28 protein-coding genes are annotated in these 23,516 nt (G+C 72.3%); 14 read left to right on the forward strand and 14 right to left on the reverse strand.

The genetic code is table 11. The features are described from left to right. Window positions 1-4 precede the first annotated feature (4 nt). The gene (locus OG570_RS19825; RefSeq protein ID WP_247057024.1) at window positions 5-409 is read left to right on the forward strand and encodes an OsmC family protein; all 405 of its coding nucleotides are present in this window, start codon (window positions 5-7) and stop codon (window positions 407-409) included. Window positions 410-415: 6 nt separating this feature from the next. Here OG570_RS19825 and OG570_RS19830 read toward each other — a convergent pair whose 3' ends face one another. The 3 genes from OG570_RS19830 to OG570_RS19840 all read right to left on the reverse strand — a co-directional run bounded on the left by OG570_RS19830 (window position 416) and on the right by OG570_RS19840 (window position 3,577). After that, window positions 416-757, reverse strand: coding sequence for a hypothetical protein (locus OG570_RS19830; RefSeq protein ID WP_326958255.1), 342 nt, complete (start codon window positions 755-757; stop codon window positions 416-418). A 58-nt stretch (window positions 758-815) separates the two neighbouring features. Beyond that, window positions 816-2,867, reverse strand: a complete 2,052-nt coding sequence (locus tag OG570_RS19835) for an ATP-dependent DNA helicase (RefSeq protein WP_326958257.1) — start codon at window positions 2,865-2,867, stop codon at window positions 816-818. A 122-nt stretch (window positions 2,868-2,989) separates the two neighbouring features. After that, on the reverse strand, window positions 2,990-3,577 hold the full coding sequence (locus tag OG570_RS19840) for a biotin transporter BioY (RefSeq protein ID WP_326958259.1): 588 nt from the start codon (window positions 3,575-3,577) through the stop codon (window positions 2,990-2,992). Window positions 3,578-3,788: 211 nt separating this feature from the next. On the opposite strand from OG570_RS19840, the gene OG570_RS19845 reads away from it, so the two are divergent. Next, complete coding sequence (locus tag OG570_RS19845) at window positions 3,789-4,409, forward strand: choice-of-anchor P family protein (RefSeq protein ID WP_326960090.1); 621 nt, start codon at window positions 3,789-3,791, stop codon at window positions 4,407-4,409. Here the strand turns inward: OG570_RS19845 and OG570_RS19850 are convergent, their stop codons facing one another. The 3 genes from OG570_RS19850 to OG570_RS19860 are packed head-to-tail and all read right to left on the reverse strand — an operon-like array spanning window position 4,410 to window position 6,932. Then, entirely contained in the window at window positions 4,410-5,054 is a 645-nt protein-coding gene (locus OG570_RS19850) for a bifunctional 4-hydroxy-2-oxoglutarate aldolase/2-dehydro-3-deoxy-phosphogluconate aldolase (protein WP_326958261.1), read from the reverse strand. Continuing rightward, complete coding sequence (locus tag OG570_RS19855) at window positions 5,051-5,620, reverse strand: isochorismatase family protein (protein WP_326958263.1); 570 nt, start codon at window positions 5,618-5,620, stop codon at window positions 5,051-5,053. The genes OG570_RS19850 and OG570_RS19855 overlap by 4 nt, the downstream gene beginning before the upstream one ends. Window positions 5,621-5,633: 13 nt before the next feature. After that, window positions 5,634-6,932, reverse strand: coding sequence for a nicotinate phosphoribosyltransferase (locus OG570_RS19860; RefSeq protein WP_247057011.1), 1,299 nt, complete (start codon window positions 6,930-6,932; stop codon window positions 5,634-5,636). 74 nt (window positions 6,933-7,006) lie between these two features. On the opposite strand from OG570_RS19860, the gene clpS reads away from it, so the two are divergent. The 3 genes from clpS to OG570_RS19875 are packed head-to-tail and all read left to right on the forward strand — an operon-like array spanning window position 7,007 to window position 8,831. Continuing rightward, window positions 7,007-7,306: an ATP-dependent Clp protease adapter ClpS gene (gene clpS, locus OG570_RS19865; RefSeq protein WP_247057009.1), complete on the forward strand. Its 300-nt coding sequence runs from the start codon at window positions 7,007-7,009 to the stop codon at window positions 7,304-7,306. Then, window positions 7,303-7,860, forward strand: coding sequence for a DUF2017 domain-containing protein (locus tag OG570_RS19870; RefSeq protein ID WP_247057007.1), 558 nt, complete (start codon window positions 7,303-7,305; stop codon window positions 7,858-7,860). Before clpS ends, OG570_RS19870 begins: the two co-directional genes overlap by 4 nt. Beyond that, window positions 7,857-8,831, forward strand: a complete 975-nt coding sequence (locus OG570_RS19875; RefSeq protein ID WP_326958266.1) for a P1 family peptidase — start codon at window positions 7,857-7,859, stop codon at window positions 8,829-8,831. The genes OG570_RS19870 and OG570_RS19875 overlap by 4 nt, the downstream gene beginning before the upstream one ends. On the opposite strand, the gene OG570_RS19880 is transcribed toward OG570_RS19875, so the two are convergent. After that, the gene (locus tag OG570_RS19880; RefSeq protein WP_326944090.1) at window positions 8,828-9,208 is read right to left on the reverse strand and encodes a hypothetical protein; all 381 of its coding nucleotides are present in this window, start codon (window positions 9,206-9,208) and stop codon (window positions 8,828-8,830) included. The two genes, OG570_RS19875 and OG570_RS19880, sit on opposite strands and share 4 nt — an antisense overlap. An 81-nt stretch (window positions 9,209-9,289) precedes the next feature. Between OG570_RS19880 and OG570_RS19885 the strand changes: the two genes are divergently transcribed. From OG570_RS19885 to OG570_RS19895, 3 genes are all read left to right on the forward strand, one after another. Further along, on the forward strand, window positions 9,290-9,697 hold the full coding sequence (locus tag OG570_RS19885) for a M67 family metallopeptidase (RefSeq protein ID WP_326944089.1): 408 nt from the start codon (window positions 9,290-9,292) through the stop codon (window positions 9,695-9,697). Window positions 9,698-9,762: 65 nt separating this feature from the next. Next, the gene (locus tag OG570_RS19890) at window positions 9,763-10,035 is read left to right on the forward strand and encodes a MoaD/ThiS family protein (RefSeq protein ID WP_247056999.1); all 273 of its coding nucleotides are present in this window, start codon (window positions 9,763-9,765) and stop codon (window positions 10,033-10,035) included. Window positions 10,036-10,038: 3 nt separating this feature from the next. Continuing rightward, a complete protein-coding gene (locus OG570_RS19895; RefSeq protein WP_247056997.1) occupies window positions 10,039-10,989 on the forward strand; it encodes a PLP-dependent cysteine synthase family protein in 951 nt (316 codons plus the stop codon). 1 nt (window position 10,990) lies between these two features. Here the strand turns inward: OG570_RS19895 and OG570_RS19900 are convergent, their stop codons facing one another. Next, window positions 10,991-11,824, reverse strand: a complete 834-nt coding sequence (locus tag OG570_RS19900; protein WP_326958268.1) for an MBL fold metallo-hydrolase — start codon at window positions 11,822-11,824, stop codon at window positions 10,991-10,993. 10 nt (window positions 11,825-11,834) lie between these two features. Between OG570_RS19900 and OG570_RS19905 the strand changes: the two genes are divergently transcribed. Continuing rightward, window positions 11,835-12,542 (forward strand): aspartate/glutamate racemase family protein, encoded by a 708-nt coding sequence (locus OG570_RS19905; RefSeq protein ID WP_326951646.1) that lies wholly within the window; start codon window positions 11,835-11,837, stop codon window positions 12,540-12,542. 1 nt (window position 12,543) lies between these two features. On the opposite strand, the gene OG570_RS19910 is transcribed toward OG570_RS19905, so the two are convergent. Further along, window positions 12,544-13,386: an arylamine N-acetyltransferase family protein gene (locus tag OG570_RS19910; protein ID WP_326958270.1), complete on the reverse strand. Its 843-nt coding sequence runs from the start codon at window positions 13,384-13,386 to the stop codon at window positions 12,544-12,546. Window positions 13,387-13,524: 138 nt separating this feature from the next. On the opposite strand from OG570_RS19910, the gene OG570_RS19915 reads away from it, so the two are divergent. From OG570_RS19915 to rdgB, 5 genes are read left to right on the forward strand one after another with little or no spacing between them, the layout of a single operon-like run. Beyond that, on the forward strand, window positions 13,525-14,175 hold the full coding sequence (locus OG570_RS19915; RefSeq protein ID WP_326958272.1) for a rhomboid family intramembrane serine protease: 651 nt from the start codon (window positions 13,525-13,527) through the stop codon (window positions 14,173-14,175). Further along, complete coding sequence (gene murI / locus OG570_RS19920) at window positions 14,172-14,978, forward strand: glutamate racemase (RefSeq protein ID WP_326958274.1); 807 nt, start codon at window positions 14,172-14,174, stop codon at window positions 14,976-14,978. The genes OG570_RS19915 and murI overlap by 4 nt, the downstream gene beginning before the upstream one ends. Window positions 14,979-15,007: 29 nt before the next feature. Next, window positions 15,008-15,775: an MBL fold metallo-hydrolase gene (locus tag OG570_RS19925; protein ID WP_247056990.1), complete on the forward strand. Its 768-nt coding sequence runs from the start codon at window positions 15,008-15,010 to the stop codon at window positions 15,773-15,775. Window positions 15,776-15,800: 25 nt separating this feature from the next. After that, complete coding sequence (gene rph, locus OG570_RS19930) at window positions 15,801-16,577, forward strand: ribonuclease PH (RefSeq protein ID WP_247056988.1); 777 nt, start codon at window positions 15,801-15,803, stop codon at window positions 16,575-16,577. Further along, a complete protein-coding gene (gene rdgB / locus OG570_RS19935; protein WP_326958276.1) occupies window positions 16,574-17,182 on the forward strand; it encodes an RdgB/HAM1 family non-canonical purine NTP pyrophosphatase in 609 nt (202 codons plus the stop codon). The genes rph and rdgB overlap by 4 nt, the downstream gene beginning before the upstream one ends. Here the strand turns inward: rdgB and OG570_RS19940 are convergent. From OG570_RS19940 to OG570_RS19960, 5 genes are all read right to left on the reverse strand, one after another. Beyond that, window positions 17,179-19,977 carry a transcriptional regulator gene (locus OG570_RS19940; RefSeq protein ID WP_326958278.1) on the reverse strand — a complete coding sequence of 933 codons (2,799 nt, stop codon included), beginning with the start codon at window positions 19,975-19,977 and terminating at the stop codon, window positions 17,179-17,181. The genes rdgB and OG570_RS19940 overlap by 4 nt on opposite strands. A 45-nt stretch (window positions 19,978-20,022) precedes the next feature. Then, a complete protein-coding gene (locus tag OG570_RS19945; RefSeq protein WP_326944081.1) occupies window positions 20,023-20,487 on the reverse strand; it encodes a hypothetical protein in 465 nt (154 codons plus the stop codon). Window positions 20,488-20,621: 134 nt separating this feature from the next. Beyond that, complete coding sequence (locus OG570_RS19950) at window positions 20,622-21,800, reverse strand: ABC transporter permease (RefSeq protein WP_326958280.1); 1,179 nt, start codon at window positions 21,798-21,800, stop codon at window positions 20,622-20,624. Next, window positions 21,797-22,468, reverse strand: coding sequence for an ABC transporter ATP-binding protein (locus tag OG570_RS19955; RefSeq protein ID WP_326958282.1), 672 nt, complete (start codon window positions 22,466-22,468; stop codon window positions 21,797-21,799). Before OG570_RS19955 ends, OG570_RS19950 begins: the two co-directional genes overlap by 4 nt. Further along, complete coding sequence (locus tag OG570_RS19960; RefSeq protein ID WP_326958284.1) at window positions 22,465-23,508, reverse strand: HlyD family efflux transporter periplasmic adaptor subunit; 1,044 nt, start codon at window positions 23,506-23,508, stop codon at window positions 22,465-22,467. The genes OG570_RS19955 and OG570_RS19960 overlap by 4 nt, the downstream gene beginning before the upstream one ends. Window positions 23,509-23,516 lie beyond the last annotated feature (8 nt).

A 23,516-nucleotide genomic window follows, 5' to 3' on the forward strand; every position in this document is an offset into this window, starting at 1 on the left:
CGATATGGGACTCGAAGTACAGCGCGACGGTCAGCACAGCTTCGTCGGACGCAACGACCGCGGCGCCGAGGTCCGGCTGGGCCGGACCGGTGCGGAAGGGGCGTTTTCGCCCGCAGAGCTGCTGCAGATCGCGGCCGCGGGCTGCAGCGCCGTGACGGCCGAAGAGCTGATCACACGACGGGTGGGCGAGGACGCGAAGTTCCGCGTGACCGTCTCGGCCGATCGACGTGAGGGTGCCGCGGAACTGGACGCGGTGCATGTCGCCTTCGATGTCGACGTGTCGACTTTGGCGGAGGATCAGCGGGAAGCGCTCGCCGGCGCCGTGGACCGCGCGATCGAACGGCTCTGCACGGTGAGCCGGACGCTCAAGAAGGGGATTCCGGTGACGGAGGAGTTCCCGACCGCGTAAGCGACGTCAGTTCTCGCTGGATTCCCAGACCACGTAGGCCTGGTCCGCGTCCGTTGTCATGGCTTCGACGAACTTGTCATTGTCGAAGCCCGGCAACGACTGCAGCCGCTCGATCAGGGCGTCGGCCGCCGGGTCGCCGCTCGGGACCGCTGTGCCCTTGCCGTCCGTGCCCACCAGCATGAAGAAGACGTCTTCGTTCCACGGGCCGTCGGGGATGACCCTGACCATCACCGAGGACAGGTCGGACCACGTGACGGCTTCTTCGCTGCCGTCCGCGAGGCGACGGCGCACGCCGGTGTCGTCGACACTGACAGTCCGGGACTGTGCGCTGGACGAATCCTGGGTCAACCGGTGCTCCCTTGTCGCTTCGGTTGCTTCACCGTACCGGTCGGTGTTGTGGACCGCGTCACGCGGGCGCGGCTGCGTCGAGGCGGCGCAAGGCGTCGCGCGCCACCTTCGGATCCATCGTGGGCCAGAACGGCGGCAGCGACGCACGGAGGAATCCGCCGTAGCGGGCGTTCGCGAGCCGCGAATCCAGCACCGCGACGACGCCGCGGTCGGTCACCGAGCGGTGCAGCCGGCCGGTGCCCTGCGCCAGCAGCAGTGCCGCGTGCGTGGCCGCCACGGTGAGGAACCCGTTGCCGCCGCGGGCTTCCACCGCGCGCTGGCGCGCCGACGACACCGGGTCGTCCGGGCGGGGGAACGGGATCCGGTCGACGACCACGAGCTGCAGCGACGGGCCCGGGACGTCCACGCCCTGCCACAGGCTGAGCGTGCCGAACAGACAGGTCCGGACGTCCTCGGAGAACTTCTGGACCAGCAGCGACGTCGCGTCGTCGCCCTGGCACAGCACCGGGAAGTCCAGCCGCTCACGCATTTCCTCGGCGGCCTGCTTGGCCGCGCGCATCGAGGAGAACAGGCCCAGCGTGCGCCCGCCCGCGGCCTCGATCAGCTCGGCCAGCTCGTCCATTGTGGACGACGCGAGGCCGTCACGGCCCGGCGGCGGCAGGTGCTTGGCCAGGTAGAGGATGCCGTTGCGCTGGTGGTCGAACGGCGACCCGACGTCCAGGCCGAGCCACTTCGGGCCGGTGCCGGCGTCGGACGGCGCTTCCTTGTCCGTGGCCGCGCCCGGTGCCTTTTCGACGCGGGCGCCGCCCGGCGGGAGCCCCCACTGGCGCGCCATCGTGTCGAACGTGCCGCCCAGCGTCAGCGTGGCCGACGTCAGGATCGTCGTGTGCAGGTTGAACACGCGCTCGCGCAGCAGGCCGGCGACGCCCAGCGGCGCGACCTTCAACGCCGGCGGGCGCGGGTTCGACGAGAACTTGTCGCCCGCGAGCCAGACGACGTCACGCTGGTGCGCCTGGTCTTCGTCGAACGCCTCGAGCAGCCGGACCGCGGTGTCGTGCACCTCGTCGAGCAGCGTGCGCGCCAGTTTGCGCGCGGTGGCCCCTTCGACGTCCTCCTTGCGGTCGGATCCGAGCGCGGAGATGCACGCGTGCGCGGCGTCGCGGACCGCCGGGATGGCGCCCTTCAACGCCTGCGGCAGCGCGTCCATCCGGCCGGCGGGCAGGTCGTCGACGATCAGGGCCAGCCCGTCACCCGCTTCCAGCAGGCGGTCCGCGACGTCGGCGTCGATCAGCTTGCCGCAGCGGCGGGCGGCGGCCGAGCACATCGCGCTGGTCAGCTCGCCGGTGGCGACCGAGGTGACCCGGTCGACCAGGTCGTGCGCCTCGTCGATGATCACGACGTCGTGGTCCGGCAGGACCTGGTAGCCCTGCAAGGCGTCGATGGCCAGGAGCGCGTGGTTGGTGATGATGACGTCGGCCCGGCCGGCCTCGGCGCGGGCCTTCTCGGCGAAGCAGTCCGTGCCGATCGGACAGCGGGACGCGCCGAGGCATTCCCTTGCGGTCACGGAGACCTGGCGCCACGCCTGGTCCGTCACGCCCGGGACGAGCTCGTCGCGGTCGCCGGTTTCGGTGTCCGACGCCCACTCCCGCAGCCGCGTGACCTCCTTGCCGAGGCGCGACACCGCGAACGGGTCGAAGAGCTGGGCGTCCTCCGGCTCGTCCGGCGCGCCGGAGTCCAGGCGGTGCAGGCACATGTAGTTGCGGCGGCCCTTGAGGATCGCGAAGGTCGGTTCGCGGCCCAGCGGCTTCTTCAGCGCCTTCGCGAGCCGGGGGAGGTCGCGGTCGACGAGCTGGCGCTGCAGCGCGATGGTGGCCGTGGAGACCACGACCGTGGCTTCCTTCTGGACCGCGTGCCGGATCGCGGGGACGAGGTAGGCCAGTGACTTGCCGGTGCCGGTACCGGCCTGCACGGCGAGGTGTTCGCCGGTGCGGATGGCGCGGCCGACGGCGTCGGCCATCTCGACCTGCCCCGGCCGCTCGGCTCCGCCCACCGACTCCACCGCGTGGGTGAGGAGTTCGAGGACGCCGGGGAAGTCAGTTCGAGCGGGCACAGCGACACATTAGCCGCCGCCACCGACAGGATCGGTGATCCGTCGCGAACGGGCCACTCGCGCCGTACTGGTAAACGGCGAAGGGCCCGCCGTCGCGACGGCGGGCCCTTCGGCGAGGGACCTCAGTCTTCGGTGCGGCGCGAGACCAGTTTCCACGTGAGCGGCAGCAGGCCGGCGGCCACGACGATCTTCAGCGCGTCGCCGACCAGGAACGGCGTCACGCCCTTGGCGAACGCCGTCGACAGGTCGAACCCGGTCGAGGCCACCAGCCACGGCACGCCGAACGCGTAGATGACGACGTTGCCGAGCACCATGGTGGCGGCGGTGCGCAGCGGCGTCCGGTCACCACCGCGGCCGGCGAGCACGCCGACGAGGGCGCCCGCGAAGACGAACCCGACGATGTAGCCGGCGCTCGCGCCGGACAGGCCCGCGGTGCCGTTCTGGAACCACGGCACGCCCACGGCGCCGACGAGCAGGTAGACCAGCATCGACGCGGCCCCGCGCGACATGCCGAGCGAGGCGCCGACGAGCAGCGCGGCGAACGTCTGGCCGGTCATCGGCACCGGGCTGCCCGGGACCGGGATGATCAGCTGCGCGGCGGCGCCGGTGAGCACGGCACCGCCGGCGACCAGCGCGATGTCCCGGACGAGCGAGCCGGGCACGAGGTCGGCCAGCACGGGCCGCTTTCCGGCGATGGACAGCGAAGACACAGAACCTCCCACGGTGGACACACGCGACGCCCGAGGTTAACGCTCGTTACCCCCGGGAAACGCCGGAAAGTCGCGTTCCTCACCGGCCACTCGTCCGGGTGGACCCGATCAGGCGGCCCGCCACGCCTGCCGATGATCCAGAGGACGACTACGAAACGTCACGAACCGAGGAGGCCGCTGCATGCGAAACGCCAGGAAGAGGACGATCCGGTTGCTGGCCGTGACGGCGCTGGCGGGGCCGTTCCTGGTCGCCGCCGCGCCGGTGACGTCCACTGGCTGGGCGTCCGCCGGTTCGCTCGACGTGCTGATCGACAACGAGCACGTCGTCACCGGTGAGCTGGCGAAGTGCACGGCCGACGGCCCGGCCTCGGCGCGGACGGACGGCGGCGTGACCGGCGACGTCGCGTCGTTCGGCTTCGGGGAGTCCGGCTGCGGCCGCTCGGGCGAGGTGGCCATCGCGCAGGCGTCCGGGCACCGCTTCGAGGCGACGGTCCTCAAGCGCTACGGCGGCCCGGTGATCACGGTCCGGACGTTCTCGGCGAAGTGCGCGACGAGCGCCACCGGCAGCGGTGGCGAGGTGACGATCGGCGCGGTCACCGGCATCACCGTCCCCGCCGAGATCCCGCCGAACGACCGGATCGTCATCCCCGGCGGCCCGGCGGGCACCGCGCTGGCCACGGTGATCCTCAACGAGACCGTGACGCCGCAGCCGCCGGACGGCAGCCTGGTCACCCACGCGGTGCACATCGTGCTGTTCCCGCAGGGCGGCCCGGCGAGCGGCGACGTCTACCTCGGCACGGCCGCCTGCGACCCGTACGGCAAGAAGAAGTGACTACGCGGTCGTGAAGCGGCCGGCGGCCGCGACGAACTCGCCGGCCCGGGTCGCCAGGTCCGGGAGACTGCCGGCGGAGGTCAGCGCGTCGCCCAGCAACGGCGTCGCCGCGGCCACCGCGATCGCGCCCGACCGCAGGTAGCTCTCGACGTCGGCCAGGTGGACGCCGCCGGTCGGGACGAGCGGCACGTCCGGCAGCGGCGCCCGGACCGCGCGCAGGTAGGCGACGCCGCCGACCGCCGCGACCGGGAAGACCTTCACCGCGGCCGCGCCGAGGCGCCAGGCCTGGTCGATCTCCGTCGGCGTCAGCGCGCCGCAGATCACCGGGACGTCGAGGGCGGCCGCCCGCTCCAGGACGGCCGGGTTGACGGTCGGTGTGATCAGGTAGCGCGCACCGGCGTCGACCGCGATGTCCACATCGGACGCTTCGCGGACGCTGCCGGCGCCGATCAGCGCGTCGTCGCCCAGGGCCAGGCGCAGCGCGGTGATCGCGGCGGGCGCGCCCGGCGTCGTCAGCGTGGCTTCGAGCAGCCGGATCCCCGCCGCGTGCAGGACCATCGCCGCGTCGGTGAAGCGCGCCGCGTCTTTGGCCCGCAGGATCGCGACGAGCCGGTGTTCCGCCAGCGCGGCCCGCAGGTCCTTCATCCGACGTGCGCCTCGCCGGTGTGCGCGACGCCGGCCTCGTCGAAATCGCGCAGCGCGCTGTCCACCGAAGCCCGGGCGATCCCGGCCGTGTGGTCGAGCAGCACGCGGACGCCGAAGCCGGCCCGGGCCGCGTCCAGCGCCGTCGCGCGCACGCAGTAGTCGGTGGCGATGCCGACGACGTCGACGTCGGTCACGTCGTGTTCGCGCAGCCAGGTCTCCAGGGACTTGCCGTCCCCGGACGCGCCTTCGAAGCCGGAGTAGGCCGCGCTGTACTCGCCCTTCGAGAACACCGCGCCGATCGGGACGACGTCGAGGGCGGGGTGGAACGACGCGCCGGGCGTGCCCGCCACGCAGTGCGGCGGCCAGCTGGCGACGAAGTCGGGCGTCTCGCTGAAGTGGTCGCCCGGGTCGACGTGGTAGTCGCGGGTGGCCACGACGTGCGAGTAGCCGCCGGTCGCGCTCAGCGCGGAGATCGCCGCCGCGGCCGCCGCACCGCCGGCCACCGCCAGCGAGCCGCCTTCGCAGAAGTCGTTCTGCACGTCCACCACGATCAGCGCGGTCCCCATGGGCTGACTCCGTTCAGAGGAAGAGCGTCGGGATTGCGGGCTCGCCGTGCGAGAGCTTCAGGCCCTCCCACGGCAGGCTGACCAGGCCGCGGCGCAACCGCTGCCTGGCGTCGTCCAGGGTAGGCAGATCCGGCTCGACGCGGCCGCCACGGATCAGCGGCAGCTGCAGCGGCCGGTCGTTCGGCTCCGGCTCGGGCGTGGTCCCCGCCGTCCAGACGACCTCTTCGACGGCCGTGCCGGTGCCGCGGTGGCGCCGCAGCGCGGACTTGCGCCCGCCCCGGGACTCCTTGTGCGCGCTGCGCTTGGCGACCGGCTTGCCGTCCACCTCGACCAGCTTGTAGACCATGCCGGCGGTCGGCGCGCCGGACCCGGTGACGACCGAGGTGCCGACGCCGTACGCGTCCACCGGCTCGGCCCGCAGCGCGGCGATCGCGTGCTCGTCGAGGTCGCCGGAGACGACGATCCGGGTGTCCTTCGCGCCGAGTGAGTCCAGCTGCTCGCGGGCGCGGCGGGCGAGCGGGCCGACGTCGCCGGAGTCGATCCGGATCGCGCCGAGCTCCGGGCCGGCGACGCGCACCGCGGTCTCGATGCCGGCGGTGATGTCGTAGGTGTCGACCAGCAGCGTCGTGTCCGCGCCCATCTTGCCGACCTGCGAGCGGAAGGCCTCTTCCTCGCTGTCGTGCAGCAGCGTGAAGGCGTGCGCGACGGTGCCGCGGGTCGGGATGCCGTAGCGGCGGCCGGCCTCGAGGTTGGACGTCGTCGCGAAGCCGGCCAGGTAGGAGGCGCGCGCGGCCGCGACGGCGGCCCACTCGTGCGTACGGCGCCCGCCCATCTCGATGATCGGGCGGCCGTGCGCGGCGCCCGACATGCGGGCCGCGGCCGACGCGATGGCGCTGTCGTGGTTGAGGATCGACAGCACCAGCGTCTCGAGCAGGACGCACTCGGCGAACGAGCCGGCGAGCGTGAGGATCGGCGAGCCGGGGAAGTACAGCTCACCCTCGGCGTAGCCGTCGAGGTCGCCGGCGAACTCGTAGTCCGCGAGCCAGGCCAGCGTCGTGTCGTCGACCACCGCGGTGGCCTCCAGCTGCGCCAGCTCGGCGTCGGTGAAGCGGAAGTCCGCGATCGCGTCGAGCACCCGGGCGGTGCCCGCGACGACGCCGTAACGGCGGCCGTCCGGCAAGCGCCGGGCGAACACCTCGAACACGCAGGGGCGCTCCGCCGTGCCGTCGGCGAGCGCGCTGCCCAGCATGGTCAGCTCGTAGTGGTCGGTGAGCAGCGCAGTGCTGGTCGTGGCCGGCTCCGGTGAACCCATGGGGTCAGCCTATTCACCCACATGGCCGGACCTGGCGCGGCGTGCCCTGTCGACCCCGTGACACCATGGGGTGCATGTCCACGCCTGTCGCAGCCGAGCAGACGCAGGTCGAGCCGGCCGGTGCCGAGGTCGCCGAGTCGGACACACCGTGGCGGACCGTGGTGTGGAACGACCCCGTCAACCTGATGTCGTACGTGACGTACGTCTTCCAGAAGCTGTTCGGGTACAGCCGCGACCACGCCACCAAGCTGATGCTGGACGTGCACCACAAGGGCAAGGCGATCGTGTCGTCGGGCAGCAAGGAAAAGGTGGAGGTGGACGTGGCGAAACTCCACGCGGCGGGCCTGTGGGCCACCATGGAGCAGAAGTCGTGAACGGTTGGCGGCGCAAGGGCGCGGTCATCCACGCCGGGTTCGAGCAGCAGGAAGCGGCCGTGCTGCGCGGCCTGGTCAGCCAGCTCGAGGACATGCTCACCGCGCGCGCCGAGGAGGCGCCGCAGGACGAGCTCGCCGAGCTGACCGGCATCCGCACCGGCCCGACCGAGTCGCCGGACGACCCGGTGCTCTCGCGGCTGCTGCCCGACTTCCACCGGCTCGACCCGGACAACCCGACCCGCGAGGACCTCGACTCGGCCGCGGCGATGCGCTCGCTGCACGAGCCGGAGCTGCTCGACATCAAGGTCGGCGTGGCCAAGATCGTGCTCGACACGCTGCCGCGCGACGGCGGCAACGTCCGGCTGACCGAAGAGCAGGCCGACGCCTGGCTGGGCGCGCTCAACGACGTCCGGCTGGCCCTGGGCACCGCGCTCGACGTCACCGAGGACATGCCCGACGAGCTGCCCGAGGACGACCCGCGGGCGCCGCACCTGGGCGTCTACCACTGGCTGACCTGGGTGCAGGAGACGCTGATCCAGGCACTGGCCGGATGATCACCGACGTCCCCGGCGTGCTGGTCGGGCACCACGAGCGGGTCGGGGACGGCTGGGCGACCGGGACGACGGTGGTGCTCGTGCCGGACGGCGCGGTCGGCGCCGTGGACCAGCGCGGCGGCGCGCCCGGGACGCGTGAGACGAACCTGCTGGAGCCGGAGAACCTGGTCGAGCGCGTGAACGCCGTCTGCCTCTCGGGCGGGTCGGCGTACGGGCTGGCCGCGGCCGACGGCGTCATGCGGTGGCTCGCGGAGCGGAATCTGGGCTTCCCGGTGGGCACCAAGCCGCACGAAGTCGTCCCGATCGTGCCCGCGGCGGTGCTGTTCGACCTGCCGCGCGGCGAGTGGGGCAACCGGCCCGACGCGTCCTTCGGCTACGCGGCCTGCGCCGCGGCGGCCGCGGGCCCGGTGGCGCAGGGCACGGTCGGCGCCGGTGCGGGCGCGGCCGTCGGGTCGCTGAAGGGCGGCATCGGCACGGCCAGCGAGGTCGTCGGCGAGTTCACGGTCGGGGCCGTGGCCGCGCTCAACGCAGCGGGCGAGGCCGTCGACCTCTCGACGGGCCGGGCGTACGCGGCCGACCACGGCGACTTCGGCGTGACCTGGCCTTCGCGGGCTGTTGAGCTGCCGTCGCGCCGGACCGACCTGAACACGACGATCGGCGTGGTCGCGGTCGACGCCGCGCTGTCGAAGGCCGAAGCCCGGCGGCTCGCCGTCGCGGCGCAGGACGGGCTGGCGCGCGCGGTCCGCCCGGCACACACGATGTTCGACGGAGACACGGTGTTCGCGCTGGCCACCGGCGCGCGGGAACTGCCGGAGGCGAGTCACCCCGCGGTCCGTCCGGCGGCGCTGGACGCGCTCTGCTCGGCGGCGGCGCGGGTGTTCGCGCGGGCGATGGTGCACGGCCTGCTGGCCGCGACCACGGCCGGCGGGATGCCGGCCTACCGCGAGGTCTGGCCGGAGGCGTTCGCCTAGAGGTCCGGGTGCGGGTCCTCGGGCAGGCCGTCGCGGCGCACTTCGAGGTTGGCGGCGCGGACGGCGCTCACGTACTCCTCGTCGATCTCCAGCTGCAGCTCGGCGACGGTGAGGACCGGGCCGAGCGAGGGGTGGACCTCGACCGGGCCGATCTCGGTGCGCCGGGGCAGCCGGTCGTAGACGTCCTTCGGCGTGTAGCGCCGGAAGCGGCCGCCGTAGAGCACCGTGATGCTCCGGTCGGTGACGACGACGAAGAACGCGGCCCGGGTGCGGATCCCGCGGATGTAGAGCGAGATGCCCGGGATCAGGTACTGGATCCGCTCGCCGTCCTCGAGGAACTCGCGGCAGCGTTCACGGGCTTTCGCCGGCAATGGCACCCTGGAAGTGTCCCAGGAACCTCTGATGAGCGGTATATCTCAGAGTCTGGACAGCTTGTGTCCACCACCTAAGATGACGGTGTGCTCCGGATCCGCCGTGAACTCGTCGACGAGATCGTCGCCCATGCCCGCCGTGACCATCCCGACGAGGCGTGCGGGGTGATCGCCGGTGCGGAGGGGTCCGATGTGCCCGAGCGGTTCATCCCGATGCTCAACGCGGCGCGGTCCCCGACGTTCTACGAGTTCGACTCGGGTGACCTGCTGAAGCTCTACCGCGAGATGGGCGCCAACGACGAAGAGCCGGTGGTCATCTACCACTCGCACACCGCGACCGAGGCGTACCCGTCGCGGACCGACGCGTCGATCGCGGCCGAGCCCGGCGCGCACTACGTGCTGGTCTCGACCCGGGACCCCGAAGTGCACGAGTTCCGGTCGTACCGGATCGTGGACGCCGAGATCACCGAGGAGCCGGTCGAGATCGTCGGCTGAGCTGTTCGGAACAAACCGCGCGCCGCAGGCGTCTGCGTGTAGGAACCCACCGGAGGTAAGAACCCATGGCCGTGACCGTCTCCATCCCGACGATCCTGCGCACCCACACCGGCGGCGAGAAGTCCGTCGAGGCGAAGGGCGCGACCGTCCTGCAGGTCATCGACGACGTCGAGTCCCGGCACGCCGGCCTCAAGGCGCGCCTGGTCAAGGAGGAGAAGCTGCACCGCTTCATCAACGTCTACGTCAACGACGAGGACGTGCGCTTCGCCGGCGGGCTCGAGGCCGAGGTCAAGGACGGCGACACCCTGACCATCCTCCCCGCCGTGGCCGGTGGCTGATCGATGGCTCGCTTCGAGTCCCTGCTCGACGCGCTCGGCGGCACCCCGCTGGTCGGGTTGCCCCGGCTCTCGCCGACGCACGACGTGCGCCTGTGGGCGAAGCTGGAGGACCGCAACCCGACCGGCTCGATCAAGGACCGCCCCGCGCTGGCCATGATCGAAGCCGCCGAGCGTGAAGGCAAGCTGCGGCGCGGCTCCACGATCCTGGAGCCGACGTCCGGCAACACCGGCATCTCGCTGGCCATGGCCGCCAAGCTCAAGGGCTACGGGCTGGTCTGCGTGATGCCGGAGAACACCTCGACCGAGCGCAAGCAGCTGCTGCAGGCCTACGGCGCGCGGATCGTGTTCTCCCCGGCCGCGGGCGGCTCGAACGAGGCCGTCCGGCGGGCGAAGGAGCTGTCCGCGGCGAACCCCGAGTGGGTGATGCTGTACCAGTACGGCAACCCGGCCAACGCCGAGGCGCACTACCGCGGCACCGGCCCCGAGCTGCTCAAGGACCTGCCGACGCTGACGCACTTCGTCGGCGGCCTCGGCACCACCGGCACGCTCGTCGGCTGCGGGCGGTACCTGCACGAGGCGAAGCCGGACGTCCAGATCATCGCGGCCGAACCGCGCTACGGCGAGCTGGTCTACGGCCTGCGCAACCTCGACGAGGGGTTCGTGCCGGAGCTGTACGACCCCAGCGTGCTCAACGGCCGGTACTCCGTCGGCGCGTACGACGCGCTGCGCCGGACGCGGGAGCTGCTGGAGCACGAAGGCATCTTCGCGGGCATCTCGACGGGCGCGGTGCTGCACGCGGCCTTGGCCGTCGCCGAGAAGGCCGTGGCCGCCGGCAAGCCCGCCGACGTGGCGTTCGTCGTCGCCGACGCCGGCTGGAAGTACCTGTCGACGGGGGCTTACGCGGGCTCGCTGGACGAGGCCGCCGAGCGGCTCGACGGGCAGCTCTGGGCCTGAGTCACTCGGTCTTCCAGAGCTCCGGCAGAGCCAGGTCGACGTCGTCTTCGGCGGCGAGCCGCTTGAACGTGGCCATCGTCGTGGCCAGGTCGTCGACCAGCTTCGGGAGCAGCTTCAACGGCTTGGACAGCGGCCGCCAGAAGGCGTCCCAGTGCACCGGGCGGACGACCTTCGGCCCGAGCACGCCGACCGTCTCGCGCCAGTACTCCTCCCGCCACGCCTCGGACTGCTTCCCGGCCGCTCCGGCGCCGAGGTAGACGACGTCCGCCGCGTAGCCGGCCAGGGCGCCCGGCACGAAGTTCGCCGACGGGTGGACCAGGATGTTCCCGGCGGGGTGCGCGACGTGGAACGAGTAGCAGCGCCCGGTCTTGAACGCGCTCGCCTTCGCCGGTACGCGGACCGGCTCGGTGATCTCACCCGGTACCCGGTCGCCGTCGCTGTGCCGGGCGTCGACGCCGGTCACCGTGAACTCGCCGAACTTCACCGGCTCGCCCGGCACCAGCTCGTGGAACGGCTCGGCGGCGAGGCCGTAGCTCTCCTGGACCCGGCGCGTCGACGGTGAGCCGCAGAGCGTGGCGCCGGTCCGCTGGGCGACCACCGGCGCGTCCAGGACGTGGTCCACGTGGGAGTGCGCCACCAGGACCGCGTCCAGCTTCGTGACTTCCAGCCGGCGCAGGCACTCGTCGATCCGGCTTCGAGACGGCGAGACCCGGGTGGCCAGCTTCAGCAGCGACGGCCGCGAGAAGAAGCCGTCGACGAGGATGGCCGACGTCCCGTCGCTGATCAGGACGTTGGACACGCCGGCGAACGTGGTGCGGACTCTCGTTTCGGGCATGCTGAACAGCATGAAGGTCATCGGGCTGCTGGGCGGGATGAGCTGGGAGTCGTCCATCGAGTACTACCGACTGGTAAACGAACGGGTGAAGGACGTTCTCGGTGGCTTCCACTCCGCGCACACCGTGCTGTATTCGGTGGACTTCGCCGCGATCGAGGCGATGCAGGCCGAGGGCCGCTGGGACGACGCGGGTGCGGAGCTGAACCGCGCGGCTCGCGCGCTCGAGGCGGCCGGTGCCGACTTCGTCGTGCTCTGCACCAACACCATGCACAAGGTCGCCGAGCGGCTGACCGACGGCCTGGGCATCCCGCTGCTGCACCTCGCCGACGCGACGGCGGCCGCCGTCCGGGCCGCCGGGATCCGCCGGGTCGGCCTGCTCGGGACCGGGTTCACCATGAGCCAGCCGTTCTACCGCGACCGGCTCGCCGCACACGGCCTTGACGTGCTCGTGCCCAGCGCCGAGGACCGCGACCTGGTGCACCGCGTGATCTACGACGAACTGGTGCTCGGCGTCGTGAAGCCGGAGTCGCGCGAGGCCTACCGGGGCGTGATCGCGCGGCTCGTCGAGGCCGGTGCCGAAGGCGTCATCTACGGCTGCACGGAGATCGAGCTGCTGGTGGGTCCCGAGGACAGCGCGGTGCCGACGTTCCCGACGACCCGGCTGCACGCCGAGGCCGCCGTCGACTACGCCCTCGGCAAGGCCCCGCTGCCCGCTTGAGTCACACGGCGACCACCGGCCCGCCGCTCACGTGGGCCTCGTGCTGGGCGACGACGACGCGCCACAACCGGTCGCGCTCCTCGGCCGTGAAAGCCGCCGACGGGATCCCGAAGATGTCGCCCGCCGCCGTCCACCAGGCTTCGGGTGACTCGACGAGTTCCTTGGCGCCGTGGCGGTTCAGCGTCAGCGCGCGCAGGGTGTCGACGCCCGCCGCGTCCCGCCGCTGGATGACGCAGACCCGCACGAACCCCGACTCCGGTGCCGTCGACAGCCACGCGTGCTTCTCGGCGAAGTCGGCCATCTCGGCGACGCCCGGCGCGAAGTCGAAGCCGGCGAAGCTGCCCGACGGGTCGTGGTCGAACCGCCAGCCGCCCGGCGCCACCTCCGACGGCCGCAGCCGGTAGGTGTGCGGACCCTGCGTGTAGGTGCCTTCCCGTAGGGGGAGCGGCTCGTGGATGCCGTCACCCAGCCCGGCGTCCACCAGCCAGGTCGCCGACGGGTCCTCCGGCAGGCCCGTGACGGTCAGCGCCAGGTGGTTCCGGTCCACGTTCGGCGCGTCGGCCGCGCCGCCCTGCACCCCGCCGAGGTGCCGGGTGACGGCGTAGCCGAGTTCGCCCAGCAGCGCCGAAAACGCGCCGTTGAGGTGGTAGCAGTAGCCGCCGCGGCCGCGCAGGATCCGCGCGAGCGACGCCGACGGCTCCAGCGGCGTCGGCCGGCCGAGGGTGATCTCCAGCGCCTCGTACGGCACGCGCTCGACGTGCGCCGCGTGCAGCCGCCCCAGCGCGGCCACGCCCGGCGGCTCCGCGTCGAGGCCGAGCCGCTCCAGATATCCGGTGACATCCATGGCGCGAACGCTAGCGGCAGGCACCGACAAAAACCGGCGATCCGGCCGTACCGGCGATCATCGCGGGCGGCGAGAAACCCCCGGATCAGGGATTTCACCCGAGGCGGACCCGCCGGGCCCTGACGTAGCGTCGAGGACGTGAGCACCTTGCCTGTGACCCCGGACCCGGAAACCGACGCCCGCAAGCGCGTGCTGCCGCCGAAACCGAAGGCGGCCGCGCTCGTCGCGTTGTCCTTCACCCTGCTGCTCTACCTGGTCGAGCTGGCCGACGTGATCCTGCCCGGCGACCTGGACCAGGGCGGCATCCACTCGCGTGAGCTGTCCGGCCTGGACGGCGTGCTGTTCGCGCCCGTGCTGCACGCCGGCTGGTCGCACCTGTTCGCCAACACGGTGCCGGTGCTGCTGTTCTCCTTCCTCGCGATGGCCGCCGGGATCGGCCGGTTCGCGCTGGTCACGGGCATCATCTGGCTCGTGTCCGGGCTCGGCGTCTGGCTGATCGGGCCGGCCAACACGGTCACGGTCGGGGCGTCCGGGCTGGCCTTCGGCTGGCTCGCCTACCTGCTGGTCCGCGGCATCTTCAACCGCGCGGCCGGGCAGATCCTGGTCGCCGTCGTGCTGCTGGGCATCTGGAGCGGGATGCTGCTGGGCCTGCTGCCCGGCAACACCGGCGTCTCCTGGCAGGGGCACGTCTTCGGCGCGCTGGCCGGCGTCCTGGCGGCGTGGCTGACCGGCCGCACGGGGAAGTCCCGCAAACCCGCTCCGGCGGCCACGGGTAGCCTCGACGTGTGACCCTGCCGCTCGCTGATGCCCCGATCGGTGTGTTCGATTCCGGCGTCGGCGGGTTGACGGTCGCGCGGGCGATCCTCGAGCAGCTGCCCGCCGAACAGATGCGCTACGTCGGCGACACGGCGCACAACCCGTACGGCCCGCTCCCGATCGCCACCGCCCGCAGCTACGCGCTCGCGGCGCTCGACGAGATCGTCGAGAGCGGCGTGAAGGCCTTGGTGATCGCCTGCAACACGGCGTCCGCGGCCTGCCTGCGCGACGCCCGCGAGCGCTACGACGTCCCGGTCATCGAGGTCGTCCTGCCCGCCGCCCGCCGCGCCGTCATCGCGACGCACACCGGGCGGGTCGGCGTGATCGGCACCGAGGGCACCGTGCGGTCGCGGGCCTACGAAGACGCCTTCGCCGCGGCGCCGGGCATCACGCTCACCAGCGTCGCCTGCCCGCGGTTCGTGGACTTCGTCGAGCGCGGCATCACCTCCGGGCGGCAGGTGCTCGGGCTGGCCCAGGGCTACCTGGAGCCGTTGCTGGACGCCGAGGTCGACACGCTCGTGCTCGGCTGCACGCACTACCCGCTGCTGCAGGGCGTGCTGCAGATCGTCATGGGCCAGGAGGTCACCCTGGTGAGCAGCGCCGACGAGACCGCGAAGGACCTCGTCCGCGTGCTCACCGAGCGGGACCTGCTGACGACCAGGGAGACCGCGCCCCGGCACGAGTTCCTGGCCACCGGCTCGGCCGAGCCGTTCACCCGGCTCGCCCAGCGGTTCATGGGTTTTGCCCCGGGTGTCCTCGCTCCCACCACCGCGTGATCACACCTTCGGGCGCTTAGGGTGGCGAAGTGCGACTGACCATCCTCGGGTGCTCCGGCAGCATCCCCGGGCCGAACGCGGCCGCGTCCGGTTACCTGGTCGAGGCCGAGGGCTTCCTGCTCGGCCTCGAACTGGGCAACGGCACGCTGGCGCAGCTGCAGGCCGTGGCCGATCCGTTCGACCTCGGCGCGCTCGTGCTCACCCACCTGCATCCCGATCACTGCGCCGACGTCAGCGCGCTCACCGTCCTGCGCCGCTACCACCCGGCGCCGCCGTACCCGGCCCGCCCGCGCCTGCTGCCGCTGTACGCGCCGGACGACGCGCCGGTCCGGCTCGCGAACGCGTACGCGCCCAACGAGACCGAGCGGGCCGGCACGGACCTCTCCGACGTCTACGCCTTCCACCCGCTGCGCTCCGAGCCGTTCCGGATCGGGCCGTTCGAGGTGGTCGCGGTCGAGGTCGACCACCCGACCCCGGCGTTCGGCCTGCGCATCTCCTACGGCGGCCGGATCCTCGCCTTCACCGGCGACACCGGCCCGTGCCGGGCGCTGAACGAGCTCGCCGACGGCGTCGACCTGCTGCTCGCCGAGGCGTCCTGGACGGACTCGGCGGAGCGCCCGGCCGGGGTGCACCTGTCCGGCAAGCAGGCGGGCGAGCTGGCGCGCGACGCCGGTGTCGGACGCCTGCTGCTGACGCACATCGCGCCGTGGACGGACCCCGGTGCCGTGCTGGCCGAGGCCGCGGCCGAGTTCGCCGGGGCCGAGGTCGTCAAGCAGGGTGCCGTCTACGACGTGTGAGCGGCGCGGTCCTAGAGTGCTCTTCGTGGCTCGAAAAGATGGCAGGAACGACGACCAGCTCCGCGACATCAAGATCACCCGGGGGTTCCAGCAGTGGCCCGCGGGGTCGGTGTTGATCGAATTCGGCAACACGCGGGTGCTGTGCGCCGCGAGTGTCACCGAAGGGGTGCCGCGCTGGCGGGCCGGTTCCGGCCTCGGCTGGGTGACGGCCGAGTACGCGATGCTGCCGTCCGCGACGAACACGCGCGGCGACCGTGAATCGGTCAAGGGCCGCATCGGCGGGCGCACGCACGAGATCTCGCGGCTGATCGGCCGTTCGCTGCGGGCCTGCATCGACCTGGCCGCGCTGGGCGAGAACACGATCGTCATCGACTGCGACGTCATCCAGGCCGACGGCGGCACCCGCACGGCCGCGGTGACCGGTGGTTACGTGGCCCTCGCGGACGCGATCACCTGGCTGGCCGCGGCGAACCGGCTCAACGACCCGCAGCCGCTGTCGTCCTCGGTGGCCGCGGTGAGCGTCGGCGTCGTCGACGGCCGGGTGCGCCTCGACCTGCCGTACGAAGAGGACTCGCGCGCCGAGGTCGACATGAACGTGGTGGCCACGGACGCGGGCACGCTGGTCGAGGTCCAGGGCACCGGCGAGGGCGCCACCTTCGCTCGGTCCACTTTGGACAAGATGCTGGACCTGGCGCAGGCCGGCTGCGAAGAGCTGACCCGCCTGCAGAACGAGGCGCTGGCGCTGCCGTACCCGGGCGAGCTGCCGGAGCCGCGTCCGGACAAGAAGAAGGGCTCGAAGTGACGAAGCTGCTTCTCGCCACGCGCAACGCGAAGAAGCTCGGCGAGCTTCGCCGGATCCTGCTCGCCGAGGGCATCTCCGGCATCGAGGTCCTCGGTCTCGCGGACGTCGAACCGTTCCCCGAAGCCCCCGAAACCGCGCCGGACTTCGAGGGCAACGCCGTCGCGAAGGCACGTGACGCCGTGGCGGCGTGTGGCCTGCCCGCGATCGCGGACGACTCGGGCATCGCGATCGACGCGTTGAACGGCATGCCGGGTGTGCTCTCGGCCCGCTGGTCGGGCGGCCACGGCGACGACGACGCCAACCTGAACCTGGTATTGGCCCAGCTCGGCGACGTCCCGGACGAACGCCGCGGAGCGCAGTTCGTCTGCGCGGCGGCGTTGGTTTTGACGTCGGGTGAGGAGACGGTGGTCCGCGGCGAGTGGCGCGGCACCATGGTCCGGGAACGCCGTGGCACCAACGGTTTCGGCTACGACCCGATCTTCCGCCCGGACGGCGGGACCCGGACGTCGGCGGAGATGGAGCCGTCCGAAAAGGACGCCGTCTCCCATCGCGGCCGCGCCCTTCGCTCCCTGCTGCCGGCGCTGCGGGACCTCGCGGAGAGCTAGCCGCCAGTCGCTTGTGGACGGTCGTCGTCGCCCGGCGGCCGGACGGTCTCCAGGTGCCACGCCTCGCGGAAGGCGCTGATGGTGAGCCAGGCGAGCCGGGCGTTCACCGGGAACAGCTGGCGCACCGAGGTGAGGGTGTCGAAGGACGTGTCACCTTCGGTGCGGCCGAGGTCGAGGGACCGCGGGCTGAAGGCGGGGCCGAAGACCTCCAGGATCGTGCCCAGGTAGTAGAGGTACCCCAGGGTTTCGAGCTGCAGCCGGTGCAGCTCGGCCGTTTCCGGCGTCCGCCCGCCCGCGACCGGCGGGTGCGCGGCCGCGTGCAGCAGTTTCGCCGGCTCGGCGACGGCGTGCGCGTCGATGTGGCGGACCAGGTCGCTGACGAGGACCTCGTCGTACGCGCCGCGGGTCACGACCGTGCGCAGGGCGCCGCGTTTCTCCAGGAGGTCCTGCTCGACGAGCCGGCGCGTGACGCGGTCGAGGGAACCGCTGTCGCCGACCACCTGCCGCGCGACGCGGATGAGCTCCCGCGGCAGCCCGCCGGCCAGGCAGTGGCACAGGCAGATGAACGGCTCGGGCAGGCCGAGGACGCGGCCGGTCAGCACCTGCCGCGCGTCGCCCAGCTTGAGGTACTCCACGCGGAAGATGACGTCGAAGGCGCTGTCAAACGCGTCCCGCACCGGCAGGCCCCGCCGCTCGAACGAGGCCAGGGCGTCCTCCGACACGGAGACGAGGAGCAGGAAGCCCGGGACGTCGAGGGTCAGCAGCGCCTTCACTTCGTTGACGAAGTCTTGGGCCGCGTCGGGGGCGACGATCTTGTCCAGCTCGTCGAGGATGATGACCACCGCCGGCCGCGAGACCTCCGGCTCCCGGGCGACGCACGTGATCGTCAGGTCGAGGAAGTCGCGGAACCCGCGGATGATCTCCGGGTACGTGCGCGGCTGCCGGGTCGTCTCCCGCGACCTGGTGGTGGTCGCCTCGACGCCGATCGGCAGGCCGGCCTTGCCCGACCAGCCCGCGGTGTGCTTCTGCTGGAACTCGATCTCGGCGAGCCGGTGGGTGGCGATCATCCGCAGCTCGGCCAGGCTGCCGGGCCGCGTCCCGGCGTGCTCGGCCGGCGGTGTGGTGGCGGCCGAGCCGGGACGGCGGCGGGCGGCCATCGCGGCCAGCCCGGCCACCGCGACCACGGACACCACCGGCCACCACATCGAGGTGAGCCACACCCGGAAGTCGAACTTCGGGTCGCGCAGGGCGAACGTGCCGGCGAGGCCCAGCCCGAGCCACGCCACCACCACCGCGGCGAACGGCCACAGCCGGCGAAGCCGGGCACGGCGGGCCGGCCAGGCACTGGGCGGCTTCGGGCTCGTCGTGGCCCGGCCGGCGCAGAAGTCGATCACCGCCGCGCACATCCGGGCGTAGAGGTACAGCGTGAACTCGCGGACGTCGTAGCGCACCGGGACGCTTTCGAGGAGCGCGACGTGCACACCGCCGGTCTTCAGGAGCTGCCCGGCCTGGTAGGCCTCCAGCAGGGTGGACTTCCCGACGCCGCGCGGCCCGGCCATGCCGACCGCGCCGCCGCTGATCCCCGCCAGGAGCGACTTCAGCCGGACACCGGCCGCCGTGTCCGTGACCACCCGGTCACCGGCCCGCATCTGGCCGAGCGAGCCGCGCTCGAGCTCCGGCAGCTCCGTGCTGAACGGCGGCTCCAGGACGGCGTTGAGGTGGTGCCGCACGCTGCGCTCGACGGGTGCCGCGGCCGCCTCCGACCACGCCTGATCGGCGGCCTCCTGCAGGTTCCGTAGCTCGTCGCGGCGCCGTTCCCACGCCCGGCTGCCGTACCGCGCGACGTCGTCCGACAAGGCGAGCGGTGCCAGGAGCGACAGCGGTCCGCCGAGCGTCGTCCCCGCGAGCAGGAGCGCGTCCAGCGCCAGCCAGATGACCCACGCGGGCCATGGCACCGGGACGACGCCGGTCAGCACCGGAGCCAGGAGCACGGCCACGACGACCGTGACGAGCAGCTCCCGGCGGACGACGGCCACCGCCAGGCAGCTCGCCTGCGGCTTTCTCTTGGCGGGCTGGTTGACGACGGCGTAGAGGACGAAGACCACGAACCAGACCAGCAGCGCCACGACGAACCAGACCACGACCGCCAGGACCGGGCCCATGCCCTCGGCCGACGACGTCCAGAGCCGCCAGAGGGACAGCGCGTACGTCGTGGGAACACCGAGCACGAGCAGCCAGCCGCCGCCGTCGAGCATCTTCCCGCCGGTGAGCCTTCGCCCGGCCCGCACCACGACCCGGCTCGCCGGCCACATCAGGAGGACGCCGGCCACCACGACCGCCACCGAGGTCCAGACGTGCCCGGACGTGCTCATCGGCGCCTGGAGCAGCTGCCAGAAGACCAGGGGGACAAGCACGCCGGTGCCGAAGACCAGACCCAGACCGGCGTGGGCGCGTTTGTCCCGTGCGTCCGGCAGCTGCGGGGCCGAGGGAGCCGGCCGCCGTTCGTGCGCGGCCAGGTCCCGGCGGGCCTGGCGCAACCGGGAGATCTGCTCGTTGGTTTCGCTGAGGAAGGTCGCCGCGTCCTCGGTCACGCGGTCCTTGATCTTCGTGCGCGCCGTTTCACGATCGGCGGCGTGGCTGATGCCTCTGTCCAGCCGATCCTCGAACCTGACCAGCACCTGCTCGGCCAGGCCCGGGATCCGGGCGTACAGCTCTTCGACCAGCTCGTCGGGGCCCTGGTCCGCCGGGACGGTGAGCTCGGCGACGTCGGCGGGGATCTGGCTCGGCACGGACACGGGACGAAAGCCTATCGGGATGTCACACGGCCGAATGGGCGAACTCTACTTGTCACTCGGGCCGAGGATCGAGACTTCGCAGTCGTGTTCGATCTTGTCCGCGTTCGGCGGTTGGGTGTCGCTTCCGTACGTCCACGGGGACTCGTCGTTGTCCGGGGTCTCCACCACGTGCATGCCCTTGTCGTTCATGCACTGCACCCACTTGTGCATGTTGTCCTGGTACGCCGGGTTGTCGCGGTCCATGCCCCACGGCAGCAGCGGCAGCTTCGCGCGGCACGCGTCACCCGCGGCTTTGTGGTCCGCGCTCCACTTCTCCGCGCCCTCGATGCTGTTCGGCTGCGTGTCGACGTCCGCGTCGTGGTCCTTCATGCACGTGCGCCACGGCTCGATCAGCCGCTGGGACTCCTCCGCCGTCTCGTCGACGCGGTGGCGGGGGCGGCCGCCGTCCGCGTCCGTCGACGGCGGTGCGGAAGTCGCCGACGTAGCCGCGGGCGTGGAAAGCGAAGCCACCTGAGGAGCCGCGGGTGGCGGGGACGAGCACGCGGCCAAGCCGAGGAGCAAAGCGAGACCAGCGAGGAAACGAAGTGCCATGAGCAGAGCATGACCGGCGCTTTTCAGGAACTCGTCAGGACGGCGTGAGCGACTCACGCCAGCGCCTGCGTCGGCGGCATCCGGGCGGCGCGCAGCGACGGGTGCAGGCCCGCCGCCACGCCGACGACCAGCGCGCCGAGCACCCCGCCCGCCACGGACAACGGCGGGATCACCGGCGGCCACCCTTGGTATGTCGCGTATCCCAGCGTGACCAGCACGCCCACCGACGTCCCGGCGATGCCGCCGAGGCCGGACAATGCCACGGCCTCGGTCAGGAACTGGTCGCGGATCTGGCCGCGCGTCGCGCCCAACGCGCGGCGCAGGCCGATCTCGCGACGGCGTTCCAGCACCGAGATGAACATCGTGTTGGCCACACCGACCCCGCCGACCAGCAGCGCGACGCCGGCCAAACCCAGGAACAGTGCGGAGAACGCCGTCTGCGTCGCCTGTTTCGCCGCCAGCGCGTCCGACGGCCGGGACACCTGGACCAGGCCGGGCAGCTCCGGGTTGAGCGTCGCCGGCAGCACCGCGCGGACGTCGCCGATCGCGTCCTCGCGGGACTTCACGTAGATCACGGTTGGGTGGCCGTCGAACGCCAGGAACCGTTTCGCCGAGCCCCAGCCGACGAGGACCGCGCGTTCGACGTCCGGCGCCAGCGGCATCGGCGCGAGCACACCCGTGACCGTGTACCAGGTCGTCCCGATCATCACGACCGGCGGCGCCTGACCCGGGACCAGGGAAGGGATGCCGAGCCGGGACGCGGCCACGTACCCCAGCGTGACCTCGGGCAGGTCCGAAGCGTCAAACCGTCCTGATTGGACACTCCCGTTCAACGCCGCCAGCAACCCCGGCGACGCGGCCAGCACCGAAAGGCCCGAGCCGTCCTGCGGGTCCGTGCGGTCGGACCGGCGGACGACGGCGTGGGTGTTCGCGACGGCCGCCGCCGTGGTCACCGGGCCGATCCGCCCGACGCTGCCCAGCGCGGACTCCGGCAGCACGACCGGCGGCGTCTGGTTCGGCTGCGGCTCGGCGCGGAGCATGTTCGTGCCCAGCGCCGTCAGCTTGTCCAGCAACGCCGCCTGGCTCGACGCCGGGATGCCGGTGACCACGATCATCGTCGCGATGCCCAGCGCGATCCCGAGCGCGGACAACGCCGCCCGCAGCCGCCGCGTCCGGATGCCGAGCAGGCCCAGGGAAAGCACGTCCACCAAGGAAAGCCGCGCCGCTTTCACGCCGAATCCCGCACGATCCGGCCGTCACGGAACTCGACCCGCCGGGGCAGCCGCGCCGCGATGTCCCGGTCGTGCGTGATGACCGCGATCGTGGTGCCGTCGGCGTGCAGACCGGTCAGCAGGTCCAGCACGGCCTCGCCGTTGGCGGTGTCCAGCGCGCCGGTCGGCTCGTCGGCCAGCACCAGCGCCGGGTCGTTGACGACGGCGCGGGCGATCGCGACGCGCTGGCGTTCACCGCCGGACAGCTCGTGTGGCCGGTGCTCGACGCGGTGCGCGAGCCCGACCCGGCCGAGCGCGTCCAGCGCCAGCGGCCGGCGCTGCCGGCGGGGGACACCCGCGTACAGCAGGCCGGTCGTCACGTTGTCCACAGCGGACAGTCCGTCGGTCAGGTGGAACTGCTGGAACACGAACCCCAGCCGCCTTCCACGCAACGCCGACAGGTGCCGGTCGCTCAGCCGCGTGACGTCTTCGCCGTCGAGTTCGACCGTTCCCGACGTCGGCAGGTCGAGTGTCCCGGCGATGTGCAGCAGCGTCGACTTGCCGGAGCCGGACGGCCCGGCGATGGCCAGCAGTTCGCCGTCGGACACGGTCAGCGTGACGTCGTCGAGCGCGACGACGTCGCCGGGATAGCGCTTGCTCACTCCGCGCAGGGCCAGCACCGGCGTCACGACGTCGTCACCACCTTCAGGCCTTCGGTGACGCCCGCGCCGCGAACCTCGACGAGGTCGCGCGCGAACATCCCGGTCTCGACGGCTTTCAGCGTCCCGTCCGGCAGCTGCACGGCGTACCCGCCTTCGCGCAACGCGATCAGCGCGCCGACCGGGACCGCGAGCACCCCCGCGTGGGTCTCGGTCGCGATCCGCACCTGCACCGCCGCGGAGTCGAGATCCGCGACGGACTGCGGGTCGTCGGGGGTGACCATGACGTTCACCTTGGGCGGTCCCTGTCCCTCCGCGACGTCCGTGCTGACCGACGTCACCTTCGCCGGGACGCTCTTGCCGTCGGGTCGGACCACCGAGACGGCGGCGCCGGTCTTGATCGCCGCGACGTCCGAGGCGTCCACCGGCGCGACGACCACCTTCGTCGTGGACGTCACCGTGAGCAGGGGTTCCGCGACCGGGTCGCCGGGCTGCGCGGTCACCGAGTTGACCCGCACCGGGCCGGTCAGCACCGCGACCTGGCCGACGTCGAGCGTGCCCGTCTCGTCCAGACCGGACTTCTTCTGCCACTTCTTCAGGACATCGGCGAACGTGAACGTCTTCGGGTGCCCGACTTTGTACCCCAGCGCGGCCAGGTTGGCGGCGACCATCGTGACGTCCGGTCCGGCGAGGTCCGGGTTGTCGAGCTTGCGGAACAACGGCGTGTCGCCGAAGAACACCGGCACCGGGTGACCGTCCACGGAGTACAGCGCCTTGCCGCGCTGGGCGACGTCCCCGATCGCGGGCAGCTTCGTCACGGTGCCGGCGCCGGTGCCCTTCAACGGCTGTGGCGTGCCGAAGCCGAGGGTGCCGGTGAAGGACTGCGTGTTCGCCAGGTCCGTCTTGCGGACGGCGACGGTCGTCACCGCGGGCGGCGGCGCGGCGGTGGCGGCGGTGCCGCGCCCGTGCCGGACGACGAAGAACGCCGTGGCGCCCAGCAGGACCAGGACGACGGCGGTGACAACCAGCCACACCCACCGGCGCCGGCCACCCGATCGGGTTGTGCTCATGGCGTCAG

This window comes from Amycolatopsis sp. NBC_01286, assembly GCF_035982555.1.
In the GTDB taxonomy this organism is placed as follows: domain Bacteria; phylum Actinomycetota; class Actinomycetes; order Mycobacteriales; family Pseudonocardiaceae; genus Amycolatopsis.